Genomic DNA, 12,067 nt, shown 5'->3' with positions numbered 1-12,067 from the left:
ATGTTGTTGGTTAGGATGGTTGAGGGATGGAAGCAAGCGCGAGGAATATTGAACAACAGGAAGTAAATGTGAAAGAGATTAAGAGTAGACCGCTCATTGCTTCTATTATTTTAATAGCGGGAACAATTTTGTTAGCTTTAAGTATGGCAACTTCAATCTCATTTGGTGCAGCGGATATTAGTTTACAGACTGTATGGCAAGCTATCTTTCAGTTTGATGGTTCTTTGACGCATCATAATGTGATTTGGGAGCTGCGCATGCCTAGGGCAATTGGCGGAGTTGTTGCTGGTGCCTTTCTAGCGGTATCCGGTGCAATTATGCAAGGGATGACGCGGAATCCACTTGCATCTCCATCATTAATGGGGATTACTGATGGAGCGGTATTTGGGATTGCAATTATGTATGCGTTTTTCCCAAATTCACCGTATTTAATGTTTGTTATCGCTTCTTTTATTGGAGCAGCATTTGGTGCAAGTATTGTATACGGAATTGGGGCATCTTCACCGGGCGGATTAACACCTGTTAAATTAGCGTTAGCTGGAGCGGCAATTAGCGCCCTACTCGGGGCTATTTCATCTGGTATCGCACTCTATTTCAATCTTGCACAAGAGGTGAGCATGTGGAATGCAGGCGGCGTTGCTGGTGTGAAATGGCAGAGTATTGATATGCTCCTGCCCATTGGACTTGTTTGTCTTGTTATAGCGATTATGATGTCGAGATACATTACAATTTTAAGTTTTGGTGAAGAAATTGCAATTGGTCTTGGTCAAAATACAACATTAATTAAATTTATCGGAACTATACTTGTGCTTGTGTTAACAGGTTCAGCAGTATCTATGGCAGGTTCCGTTGGGTTTGTTGGGCTTGTCATCCCGCATATGACACGTTTTCTTGTCGGTTCAGATTATAGATGGGTAATTCCATGTTCTGCTGTATTAGGTGGATTGTTAATTGAATGTGCGGATATGCTATCACGAATTATTAATCCGCCGTTTGAAACACCAATTGGAGCAATTACAGCACTAATTGGCGTTCCATTCTTCCTCTACTTAGCACGTAATGAAGGGAGAGGGAAAATGTGAAGACAACCGTCTTAACAAAAAAGAACGTTTCAATCGTAACAATTTTAGCTTGTTTAATTGTTTCAGTATTTCTTATTAGCTTAAATACAGGAACATTTAAAATTCCACCAATGGACGTATTAAAATCATTGGTTGGATTAGGAGCAGAAGATCAGTCAGTTATTTTATTTGAATTTCGTATGCCACGTATGGTAATTGCTATATTAGTGGGTTCAGCATTAGCAATGTCCGGTGCAATTATGCAAGGATTATCACGAAATCCGCTTGCTGATCCTGGAATTATCGGTATTAATGCCGGTGCAGGATTAACTGTTGTTATTTTCGTATACTTCTTTTTTGGAAAAGTAGGAACTGGTACTCTTCTGTCCGTATTCATTCTTCCATTCTTTGCATTAGTCGGTGCAATACTAGCAGCAGTCATTATTTATGTATTGGCATGGAAGGACGGCGTTTCATCAACTCGTTTAATACTTGTGGGTATCGCAGTCGCAGCAGGGTTTGGTGCTGTTAGTTTAATTTTTTCAATGAAAATGACATCGAATGATTTCCGCTTTGCAACGATTTGGTTAGCGGGAAGTTTATGGGGAACAGACTGGAAATTCGTATTAAGCGTACTTCCGTGGATGCTTATCTTTTTACCAATTGCGATTCGTAAAGCACATGTGCTAAATGTAATGAATTTAGGAGATGCTGCGGCAGTTGGACTTGGTGTAAACGTAGAGAAAGAAAGACGAAAATTATTATTTATTGCTGTTTGTTTAGCGGGAGCGTCTGTTGCAGTCGCTGGTGGAATTGGCTTTATTGGTTTAATGGCACCGCATTTGGCGAGGCGACTTGTCGGCGGGAAACATCAAATTATGTTGCCGACAGCAGCATTAATTGGAACATTCCTTCTACTATTTGCAGATTTGATTTCAAGAAGTGTACTAACGACATCTGAAATACCGGTCGGTCTTGTTATTTCTGTAATTGGTGCACCGTATTTCATTTATTTACTTATGAGGACAAAATAAAGGGAGGCTTTTTTATGGCAACTTTAGCGGTTGATTCGGTATCTGTTGGCTATAATGAAGGGTTAATTATCGATGGATTGTCAGTGGAAATTCCAGAAGGGAAAATTACAACAATTATTGGACCGAATGGATGCGGGAAATCCACATTGTTAAAAACAGCTTCTCGTATTTTAAAAGCAAAACGAGGTACTGTATATCTTGATGGAAAAGCAATTGAGAAGCAGCCGACAAAAGAAATCGCAAAGAAAATGGCGATTTTACCACAAACTGCAGAAGTGCCGACAGGTCTTACTGTGTTTGAACTTGTTTCATATGGACGTTTCCCCCACCAAAAGGGATTTGGGACGCTGAAAGAAGAAGATTACCGTTATATTCACTGGGCGCTTGAAGTAACAGGGATGACAGAGTTTGCGAACCGTCCAGCAGAAGCTTTATCAGGTGGTCAACGCCAACGTGTATGGATTGCAATGGCTCTTGCGCAAGGAACGGATTTACTTGTATTAGATGAACCAACGACATACTTAGATATGGCCCATCAACTGGAAGTATTAAATTTATTGAAAAAGTTAAATCAAGAAGAAGGCCGCACAATCGTTATGGTTATTCATGATTTAAATCATGCTTCTCGTTTTTCAGATCATATGATTGCGTTAAGAGCGGGTAAGTTAATGAAACAAGGAACACCAGATGAAGTTATGACGTGCGAAACGCTTCGCAATGTATTTGAAATTGAAGCGCAAATTGTTCCATGTCCTGTAAACTGTAAACCGATTTGCTTAACTTATGATTTAACAATGATAAATAAACAAGTACGTAAGCAAGCATAAGAGAAATCCTCTTCCTATCCGTATTTAGATAGGAGGGGATTCTAATGGACGTTGAGCTTCTCATTTAGCATGGGAAGTTGAACGCCCGTTAGAACGGGTTACATACAACGATTAATAAACATATATTAATGCAATGTTGTTTGTGGTTTCTTATATTTATATACAACTTATAAGAGAAATACATCCAGAGGGAGTGGAAATATGAAGAAGTTTAAAGTAGCATTACTAGCAATGGTATTAGTTGTTACTTCTGTACTATTTGCAGCTTGTTCTTCTGACAAGAAAGAAGAAAAGAAAGCAGACGCAAAAGCGGAAGAGCGCACTGTACAACATGCAAAAGGTGAAATTAAAATCCCTGCAAATCCAAAGAAAATTGCTGACCTTAGTGGTTCAACAGAAGAATTATTAATCTTTGGAATGAAACCAATCATTACTGCAAATACGTCTCAAGAAAAAATTGATGCACATATTGTAAATAAATTAAAAGATGTAAAACCAGTTGGCTCTGCTTGGGGCGACAAAATTAACATCGAAGCAGTAGCTGCTGCAAAACCAGATTTAATTCTTGTGAACAATCGTCAAGAAAAAATCTATGATCAATTATCTAAAATTGCACCAACTGTTATGTTAAAAACTCCATTAGATCAATGGCGTCCAAAGTTTGAAGAGTTAGGTAAAATCTTCGATAAAGAAAAAGAAACAACTGCATGGTTCAAGAAATATGATGAAAAAGCAAGCAAGTTACACGATAAAATCGTGGCAAAAACTGGCGATGCGAAATTCATGAAAATGGCTGCATATCCAAATGCATTCCGTGTATACGGTGACTACGGTTACGGTAGCGTAATCTTCAAAGATTTAAAATTACCAGCAGTTCCAGGTACACCAATGGATAAACCATTAGTACAAGTACAAAAAGAAGCATTAATCGATTACAACCCAGATTACTTATTCGTATTTACAACTGGTGACGGTTCTCAGCGCTTCAAAGAATTCCAAGAAGAAACAATTTGGAAAAACATGAACGCTGTTAAGAACAACCACGTATTTACAATTAAGAGCGAAGATCTAAATAAAGGATACTTCCCACTTGGTAAAGAAATGATCTTAGACGAAATTGCTGAGTTCGTTTTAGGAAAATAGTAAACAAAGAAAATCACTTTCGCCTTGGCGAAGGTGATTTTCTTTGTATATAGGGGAATTTTATGCATTTCTATAGTCTTTCGTTTCTTTCTGTTTCCTATTTCGTTTATAATATAAAGTAAGAATGCAGTAAGGAAGGAGGGTGTCGATATGGTATATTTAAACGACAAACTCAGCGAAACAAAAGTGTTTAAAGACCCAGTACATAAATATGTACACGTGCGTGATCGTGTCATTTGGGATTTAATCGGAACGAAGGAATTTCAACGTTTGCGCCGTATTAAGCAGCTTGGAACGACATTTTTTACATTTCATGGTGCGGAACATAGTCGCTTTACTCATTCATTAGGTGTATATGAGATTATTCGTCGTATGATTGATGATGTGTTTGATGGCAGACCAAATTGGAATGCAGAAGATAGATTATTATGTTTATGTGCAGCGCTCTTGCATGATGTTGGACATGGTCCGTTCTCACATTCCTTTGAAAAAGTTTTTTCATTAGATCATGAGAAGTTCACGCAGAAAATTATTGTCGGTGATACGGAAATCAATGATGTACTTAGCCGTGTAGACCGAGAATTTCCACAAAAAGTAGCAGATGTGATTGCGAAAACGTCTGATAATAAATTAGCGATTAGTATGATCTCTAGTCAAATTGATGCAGATCGTATGGATTATTTATTAAGAGATGCTTATTTTACTGGTGTAAAGTATGGGAACTTTGATATGGAGCGTATACTCCGTGTGATGCGCCCGTATGGAGATCAAGTCGTGATTAAAAATAGCGGTATGCACGCTGTTGAGCATTATATTATGAGCCGCTATCAAATGTACTGGCAGGTATATTTCCATCCGGTAACGCGCAGTGCAGAAGTGATTTTAACAAAGATTTTACACCGTGCCAAAACATTGCATGAGCAGTATTATACATTTAAGTATCATCCGGTTCATTTCTATTCTTTATTTGAAGAAGAAGTAACAGTAGAGGATTATTTAAAACTAGATGAGAATGTAATGTATTATTATTTCCAGGTATGGCAAGATGAAGATGACCAAATTCTAAGTGATTTATGTCGTCGTTTTATGAACCGAAATCTCTTTAAATATGTAGAATTTACAGAGAAGCACGGTTTAGATAATTGGATGGAATTAAGTAGTTTATTTAAAAAGATTGGACTTGATCCAGAGTACTATTTAGTTGTGGATTCAACATCGGATTTACCGTATGACTTTTATCGTGCTGGAGAAGAAGAAGAGCGGCTTCCAATCTTACTTCTTATGCCAAACGGAGATCTCAGGGAGCTTTCACGTGAATCTGATATCGTAGAAGCGATTACTGGTAAGAAGAGAACAGATCAAAAACTCTTCTATCCGCATGATTTAATCTATGAAAACGGAAGAAAAGGAAAATATAAAGAGAAAATTATTGAGTTATTAGAAGGGAAAAAATAAGAAGCAGCCTCAGGACTGCTTCTTATTAAAGAAACTTGAGATTATTTGTCGCTTAAGCGTTTTCCGCCAACTGCGTAATGATTTTTAGACATTTCTTCGATGAAAACAACGATGTTTTCTTCTGGAGCACCAGTTGTTTCGCTTACTGCTGCAGTTACTTTCTCAGCAAGAGCTTTCTTTTGTTCTTCTGTGCGTCCTTCTAGCATTTTCACTGTTACGTATGGCATGTACAATCGCTCCTTTTATGTAAGTTACAATCTTATTATAACGGATTCTAGAGAAGAACAATCGGAAAAACAAATATTTTCTTTTTTCGACATAATGAAGAGGAGATGAAGTATGGAGAATTTTTTTGTATATCCACTGCACCAAATACCGTTGGTCGCAATGGCTATTGTTATTGCATTGTCTGTGCATGAATTTGCACATGCATATGTTGCATATAAGTTTGGAGACGATACTGCGAAAAGGCAGGGGCGTTTAACGTTATCACCAATGTCTCATTTAGATCCGATTGGTATGATTGCTATATTAATCATTGGATTTGGTTGGGCGCGCCCAGTTCCTGTTAATCCGTATAATTTTAAAAAGCCACGTCTTGCTGGCGTACTTGTTTCGATTGCAGGGCCAATTAGTAACCTCATTTTGAGTGCGATCGGGTTAATGATTTGGTATAGCATGATAAGATTTGGATTGTTAGATGCCATTCCATTTGCAGTGGCAGATACATTACGACAATTCTTTCAAATTTTTATTACTCTTAATATCGTTTTACTTGTTTTCAATTTATTACCGATTCCGCCGCTTGACGGATATCGCGTGATTGAAGATTTAGCACCAGCAAATATTCGTGCGAAAATGACGCAATATGAGAAATATGGAGCAATTGCTTTATTGATTCTTGTTATTACACCGCTTGATCGTTATACAATTCAACCAATCTTCCAAGTGGTTATTCCATATGTATTAGGTATTTTGCACAGCATTATTGCACCTATATTTGGGATTATGTAATAAATGAGTGAGGAGGACTTACATATGACAGAGAAAAAGAAAAAAATTGGTTTTAATATCGTGAAGAATGATTCAACAGATGGCCATGGTGGCTTTGGTGTTGGAGCACTAAGTTTAGAAAATATTTCACCTGTTTTCGTAGATGTAATTGAGCAAACAGCATTCGTTGATATTGGGGCGATGCATGCACGTAGTACTGTTGAAAAGGGAATTAAATTTTTAACGAATAAAGACGAAGTTCCAAATGGAAAGCCGTATTGGCTCGTATGGGTAACGATTGAGAGAACAGCAAAAGGTGCTTATTATGCAGGCGTAACAGCTTGTGAAATGACAGTTGACCGTGAAATTCGCCGTGGTTATAAATCACTTCCGGAGCATGTAAATAAGATGGATAAATCATTAAAACGTCACATCATGGTTGACCATATGGATGAATCATCTAAAAAAGTGCTTGGAACATTCTTGAAAGAGCATAATGAAGCAATTTGGAATGAATCTAGTGAAGAATTGCGTCAAGCATTATTAGGAGAATAATTTTAAGGCTACCAGGAGAAATTCTGGTAGCCTTTGTTTTATTATTTTATGTCGTATATTGTGGAATCACCGATATGTTGGATTACCATGGAAAATACTTTTTCCACCAGCCTTCTTTTTTCTTTTCTTTGCTAGCCTTCTCGAATTCTTCTTTGTCATCCACATGATCTATGCAGTATTCGGTTGGTTCTGTTCCTTTTGTAAAATACATTTTTACAGAGACAGGACAGCTTTTCGTTGCGATTTTCCCATTTTCGGGATTGATATTTACAGCAACAACGTCACTTGGTTGTTTGAAATCCTTTTTAGGTTGACCGTCTAGTCCTTTTTCCATCGTAATGGCCCAAATTTTCTTGGCGTATCCTTGCTCAGCCGGATTGGAAATAGATTTCGGCCTGTCGTATCCTACCCAAACACCAGTTACAATTTGTGGTGTGAAACCAATCATCCAGCTATCTGTTTCTGTGGAACCAGACTTTCCTGCATACGTGCGTGATAGTTTTGGAAGAAGAGAATGTCCTGTAACAGATGCATAACCACTTAACTTGTCATTGAACATTCCTGTCATCATCTCTTCCATTACAAACGTATTGTTTTTATCGAGAACTTGTTTACTTTGTAGATGCGCATCATATAAAATGTTTCCTTCGTTATCGACAACGCGACGGATAAAGGTTGGTTTTACTTGTTTTCCTCCGTTTGCAAACATACTGTACGCTCCTACCATTTCAATTGGTTTGACAGGAGAAGTACCAAGGGCAAGGGAGGGTACGTCTTTTAATGAACTTGTAATACCGAATTGTTTTGCAGTTTTAGCAAGAGAATCTTCGCCTAAAAATAAATGTGTTTTCACAGCATATACGTTATCTGATACTGCAAGAGCTTGCGCCATCGTTACAAAATCATCGGCATAATAGTCTTTATAATTTTTCGGTTTATACTTAGAAACACCATCGCCTAATGTAAACACTGTATACTCACTTTTTAAGCGTGTCGCTGGTGTAAATCCTTTTTCGAGTGCGGCGTAATATAAAAACGGTTTAAAGGTGGACCCTGGCTGGCGAGCTGCTTGAATCGCTCTGTTAAATTGGCTCTCTTTATAATCTTTTCCACCAACAAGAGCTGCTACTTCCCCTGTTTTTGGGTTCATTGAGACAAGAGCGGTTTGTATACTAGTTGTTTCTGGAATCGTATCTTTTACAGCTTGCTCAGCTATTGTTTGTAGTTTTTGATCTAGTGTTGTATAGATACGGAGTCCACCGCGCTGCAGAGTTTGCTCATCGAGTCCAATGTCATGGAGGAGAGATGATTGTACAGCATCCTGAAAATAAGGTGCAATTTCTGTGACCTTTTTTGTTTCTAACGAAGCAAACGCAAGCTTTTCTTTTTTAGCAGAGGATGCTTGATTTTTTGTAATATATCCTTGCTCTACCATTTCATCTAAAATAATGGATTGTCTTGTTTTTGCCCGTTCTTCTTTTACATAGGGAGAGTATACGCTAGGGCCTTTTGGAATGCCGACTAACATACTTGCCTCTGCTAATGTTAAGTCACTAGCGGATTTATTAAAGTAAAGACGGGAGGCAGCTTCAATACCATAAGCGCCGTGTCCATAATAAATCGTATTTAAATATCCTTCTAAAATATGATTCTTATTGTAGTTGACTTCAAGACGAATCGTATATATTGCTTCTAAAGCTTTTCGCTTCCAAGTTTTATCATGGTCCAAATATAGATTGCGGGCATACTGCTGTGTAATGGTACTAGCACCTTGAACCTTTGCCATTGCTTTTATATCTGCAACGATTGCGCCGGCAATTCGTTTCATATCGAAGCCATGATGATTATAAAAGCGTTGGTCTTCAATAGAGAGTGTCGCTTCTCTTACATAGGGAGAAATTTGGTCGAGTGACACATTATAACGATTCTGCATTCCATTACTTTGTCCCATTACAGTATCATCGTTAGCATAAAAGGTACTTGTCTGCGGAACAGCAATGGGAGGTGGTCCCATAATCTTTGCAGCAATAATGATAATAAAAAAAGAAAAAACGAAAAAAAGAACGCATGAAAAAAGTGCGGTGAAGAAAAGACGTTTATATTTTTTAAGTTTTGGATTTATAGTTTGATCCATCTTTTTCATCCCCTCATCATATACTTTTATCCCGCTATTCGAGGGCAGTCCCCCCACCTCAAACTTTAGCAAAGGCAAAGAAGTAAGGTGGAGGGATAAACTGTCCGTAACAGCCCGATTGGTGAAGGCTAATAATTCAGTGAGGATGAGGATCTCCCACTGATTAAAGTTTCACTTTAATAGTATTGAGGGTTTTTTCGTATTTTAAACACAAAATGAAAAAGAGCCCTTTCAATTAAGAAAGGAGCTCAAAAGCGCGCATCGGCCAATCTGTAATAATAACATCTACGCCGTAATCAATCATAGTTTGTAAATCTTTATATTCATTGATTGTATAGGGCCGGAATACATATCCTTGCTGCTGCGCAGTTTGGACAAATTCTTTTGTTAATAGCTGAAAATTAGGGTGTAATCCGGTTGCTTCTCTTTTCTTTGCTTCAGCAATTGGATCAGCAATTGGTTCATCATATAAGATAGCTCTCGGAATTTCAGGAGCAAGTTCTGCAAGCAAAGAAACAGAATCATGGTTAAACGATGAGAATATAATTTGGTTTGAAAGGTGATACTCCCGAACAAGATCAACAACTTTCTCTTCGATACCTGGATAGTGGATTACGTCTGTTTTTAATTCAATATTAAGTTGTAAATTTGTCGTAGATAACCAAATGAATACTTCGCGTAATGTTGGAATTTTCGCTTCGTGGAAGGAAGGTTCTTTATAACTGCCTGCGTCAAGAGCTTGTAATTCCGCTACTGTTTTCTCAGAAACAAGTCCAATCCCATTTGTCGTACGATCAACAGTTTCATCGTGAATTACAACGAGCTCCCCATCTTTTGAAAGGTGAACATCAAGTTCAATGCCATGAGCACCAACACGTTCTGCTTCTTGAAAAGCGATCATTGTATTTTCTGGATGTGTACTTTTCACTCCGCGATGGGCAAAAATAAGTGTTTTCTTCATTTGAAAAATCTCCTTATGAGTTCATTTCTTTCATTATGAAACTGTAGCAAAAAAAATACAATCTATATGCCAAACATTTACAAAAGTATAACAGTTGCATAAAAGTTAACGTTAACGTAAAATGTAATAATGTGATGGAAGGAGGAATATACATGTATAAGATTGATGAAGTAACAAAGCAAGTTGGATTAACAAAACGTACACTTCGTTATTATGAGGAAATTGGCTTAATTCATCCGCCGGAGCGCAGTGAAGGAAATATTCGTCTTTATACGGATGAAGATATTGCTCGTATTAAAAAGATTGTAGAAGCGAAAGAAGTATTAGGAATCACACTTCAAGAAATGCATCATTTCTTATCATTAAAAGAGCGTATGGAGCAAAGACGAAATAGCGAAAATCCACGTGATCGTGCAGTGATTCAAGAAATTAAGGATATGCTTGAGAACCAAGTACAAACGTTAGATACAAAAATGAAACAAATGGAGCGCGTGAAAGCAGAATTAGAGAATAGTTTAGAGCGCGCAATTAGATTCTTGGAGGAAACAAAAGGAGAGTAATAAATATGGAGAGCAAACAAAAATTAGGGAGATTGATTACAGTACTGGCTACTTTCCTTGCCTTTTCAGGCATCGGAGTAGTCGATCCTATTTTGCCAATTATTGCTGAGAAAATTGGTGCCACACATTGGCAAGTGGAAATGTTATTTACAGCATATATTTTAACGATGGCAATTATGATGTTGCCCGCTGGTTTATTTGCAGCGCGGTTTGGCGATAAGAGAATGATGACAATTGGTTTATCGATTGTAACTGTATTTGCTTTTATATGCGGTATATCACAAACGATTGCACAGTTATCTCTTTTCCGCGCTGGCTGGGGGTTAGGAAATGCGATGTTTTTCGCAACAGCGATGACATTATTAATCGCTCTTAGTAAAGAAGTACATGAAGCGGTAGGTTTATATGAAGCGGCGATTGGTTTAGGGATGGCAGGTGGTCCGTTATTAGGTGGACTACTAGGCGGACATTCTTGGCGATACCCATTTTTTGCGACAAGTCTTTTAATTTTATTAGCATTTATTCTTGTTTTCTTTTTTGTAAAAGAACCGGAGCGCAAAGTAAAGCGCAAGGCAGCTGGGGTAGGGGAATTACTTAACCTGATTAAATATAAACCGTTTATGCAAGGTGCCATTTCAGGCATGTTATATTATTATGGATTTTTTGTTGTATTAGCATATTCACCACTCATTATGCATTTATCGGCAATTCAGCTCGGTTTCGTATTTTGCGGCTGGGGACTTGCGCTAGCATATGGATCTGCAATATTAGCGCATAAATTAGAAGGGAAATATGAGCCAAAAGCATTGTTAAGATTTAGCCTATTTGTATTTGCGATTCTGTTACTTGCATTATTCTTTGTGAAAGTAATGTGGTTACAAATTGTTCTTATCGTCTTATCTGGATTAGCATCTGGATTAAATAACGCTTTATATACAAGCTATGTCATGGATATTTCACCTTATGAAAGATCTATTACATCAGGTGTATACAATTTTGTCCGTTGGCTTGGCGGAGCAATTGCACCAATTTTATCGGGAATTATCGGTCATGCGATTTCACCACAAAGTCCATTTTTAGTTGGAGGAATCGTTGTATTAGTTGGTTGTGTCACGATTTTGATTCCTGTTCGAGAAAATTCCAAATTAGAAGCAGAAACCCTCTCATAAGACGAATTGAAGAAACTTGGTGCGGGGTGATCGTGGGCTTTTTTGGGGTAGGTGGTTTTGGTGAATGAAATTTTATCGGCGATTTTTCAAATATATCGACGCAAATTTAAATATATCAGCGATTCGACAAAGGATATCGACCATTCGGCAAGTAACGACAAGCAGAAACCCTTTC

12 protein-coding genes are annotated in these 12,067 nt (G+C 37.8%); 9 read left to right on the top strand and 3 right to left on the bottom strand.

Annotation, left to right across the window (positions count from 1 at the left end):
- Positions 1-26: 26 nt before the first annotated feature.
- The 5 genes from AC1M36_RS20625 (at position 27) to AC1M36_RS20605 (ending at position 5,520) form a co-directional block, all read left to right on the top strand.
- Positions 27-1,082 (top strand): FecCD family ABC transporter permease, encoded by a 1,056-nt coding sequence (locus AC1M36_RS20625; protein ID WP_336451504.1) that lies wholly within the window; start codon positions 27-29, stop codon positions 1,080-1,082.
- Positions 1,079-2,095 (top strand): FecCD family ABC transporter permease, encoded by a 1,017-nt coding sequence (locus tag AC1M36_RS20620; protein WP_336451505.1) that lies wholly within the window; start codon positions 1,079-1,081, stop codon positions 2,093-2,095. The genes AC1M36_RS20625 and AC1M36_RS20620 overlap by 4 nt, the downstream gene beginning before the upstream one ends.
- A gap of 14 nt (positions 2,096-2,109) precedes the next feature.
- On the top strand, positions 2,110-2,922 hold the full coding sequence (locus tag AC1M36_RS20615) for an ABC transporter ATP-binding protein (protein ID WP_174100841.1): 813 nt from the start codon (positions 2,110-2,112) through the stop codon (positions 2,920-2,922).
- A 201-nt stretch (positions 2,923-3,123) separates the two neighbouring features.
- Positions 3,124-4,065 carry an ABC transporter substrate-binding protein gene (locus AC1M36_RS20610; protein WP_479846139.1) on the top strand — a complete coding sequence of 314 codons (942 nt, stop codon included), beginning with the start codon at positions 3,124-3,126 and terminating at the stop codon, positions 4,063-4,065.
- Between the two features lie 150 nt (positions 4,066-4,215).
- Positions 4,216-5,520, top strand: coding sequence for an HD domain-containing protein (locus AC1M36_RS20605; RefSeq protein ID WP_336451507.1), 1,305 nt, complete (start codon positions 4,216-4,218; stop codon positions 5,518-5,520).
- 41 nt (positions 5,521-5,561) lie between these two features.
- On the opposite strand, the gene AC1M36_RS20600 is transcribed toward AC1M36_RS20605, so the two are convergent.
- Entirely contained in the window at positions 5,562-5,747 is a 186-nt protein-coding gene (locus tag AC1M36_RS20600) for a 2-hydroxymuconate tautomerase (protein ID WP_001147171.1), read from the bottom strand.
- 112 nt (positions 5,748-5,859) lie between these two features.
- Between AC1M36_RS20600 and AC1M36_RS20595 the strand changes: the two genes are divergently transcribed.
- Together AC1M36_RS20595 and AC1M36_RS20590 are read left to right on the top strand one after the other, a co-directional pair.
- Positions 5,860-6,534, top strand: coding sequence for a site-2 protease family protein (locus AC1M36_RS20595; protein ID WP_336451508.1), 675 nt, complete (start codon positions 5,860-5,862; stop codon positions 6,532-6,534).
- Between the two features lie 24 nt (positions 6,535-6,558).
- Positions 6,559-7,068: a YwhD family protein gene (locus tag AC1M36_RS20590; RefSeq protein WP_336451509.1), complete on the top strand. Its 510-nt coding sequence runs from the start codon at positions 6,559-6,561 to the stop codon at positions 7,066-7,068.
- Positions 7,069-7,150: 82 nt separating this feature from the next.
- Here the strand turns inward: AC1M36_RS20590 and AC1M36_RS20585 are convergent, their stop codons facing one another.
- Together AC1M36_RS20585 and AC1M36_RS20580 are read right to left on the bottom strand one after the other, a co-directional pair.
- Entirely contained in the window at positions 7,151-9,202 is a 2,052-nt protein-coding gene (locus AC1M36_RS20585; protein WP_479846138.1) for a transglycosylase domain-containing protein, read from the bottom strand.
- 235 nt (positions 9,203-9,437) lie between these two features.
- The gene (locus AC1M36_RS20580) at positions 9,438-10,163 is read right to left on the bottom strand and encodes a glycerophosphodiester phosphodiesterase (RefSeq protein ID WP_336451511.1); all 726 of its coding nucleotides are present in this window, start codon (positions 10,161-10,163) and stop codon (positions 9,438-9,440) included.
- 152 nt (positions 10,164-10,315) lie between these two features.
- On the opposite strand from AC1M36_RS20580, the gene AC1M36_RS20575 reads away from it, so the two are divergent.
- Both AC1M36_RS20575 and AC1M36_RS20570 read left to right on the top strand, forming a co-directional pair.
- Complete coding sequence (locus AC1M36_RS20575) at positions 10,316-10,723, top strand: MerR family transcriptional regulator (protein ID WP_336451512.1); 408 nt, start codon at positions 10,316-10,318, stop codon at positions 10,721-10,723.
- 5 nt (positions 10,724-10,728) lie between these two features.
- Positions 10,729-11,892: an MFS transporter gene (locus AC1M36_RS20570; RefSeq protein ID WP_336451513.1), complete on the top strand. Its 1,164-nt coding sequence runs from the start codon at positions 10,729-10,731 to the stop codon at positions 11,890-11,892.
- Positions 11,893-12,067 lie beyond the last annotated feature (175 nt).

Source organism: Bacillus sp. Medicinal_06, assembly GCF_056711665.1.
The sequence above is the reverse complement of the archived record's forward strand: the minus strand, read 5'-3'. Positions and strand labels throughout refer to the sequence as shown.

Coding starts and splice junctions, on each gene's coding strand:
- AC1M36_RS20590 (WP_336451509.1), top strand. CDS start 6,559: ATGACAGAGAAAAAGAAAAAAATTGGTTTTAATATCGTGAAGAATGAT.
- AC1M36_RS20610 (WP_479846139.1), top strand. CDS start 3,124: ATGAAGAAGTTTAAAGTAGCATTACTAGCAATGGTATTAGTTGTTACT.
- AC1M36_RS20580 (WP_336451511.1), bottom strand. CDS start 10,163: ATGAAGAAAACACTTATTTTTGCCCATCGCGGAGTGAAAAGTACACAT.
- AC1M36_RS20625 (WP_336451504.1), top strand. CDS start 27: ATGGAAGCAAGCGCGAGGAATATTGAACAACAGGAAGTAAATGTGAAA.
- AC1M36_RS20595 (WP_336451508.1), top strand. CDS start 5,860: ATGGAGAATTTTTTTGTATATCCACTGCACCAAATACCGTTGGTCGCA.
- AC1M36_RS20600 (WP_001147171.1), bottom strand. CDS start 5,747: ATGCCATACGTAACAGTGAAAATGCTAGAAGGACGCACAGAAGAACAA.
- AC1M36_RS20605 (WP_336451507.1), top strand. CDS start 4,216: ATGGTATATTTAAACGACAAACTCAGCGAAACAAAAGTGTTTAAAGAC.
- AC1M36_RS20615 (WP_174100841.1), top strand. CDS start 2,110: ATGGCAACTTTAGCGGTTGATTCGGTATCTGTTGGCTATAATGAAGGG.
- AC1M36_RS20585 (WP_479846138.1), bottom strand. CDS start 9,202: ATGGATCAAACTATAAATCCAAAACTTAAAAAATATAAACGTCTTTTC.
- AC1M36_RS20575 (WP_336451512.1), top strand. CDS start 10,316: ATGTATAAGATTGATGAAGTAACAAAGCAAGTTGGATTAACAAAACGT.
- AC1M36_RS20570 (WP_336451513.1), top strand. CDS start 10,729: ATGGAGAGCAAACAAAAATTAGGGAGATTGATTACAGTACTGGCTACT.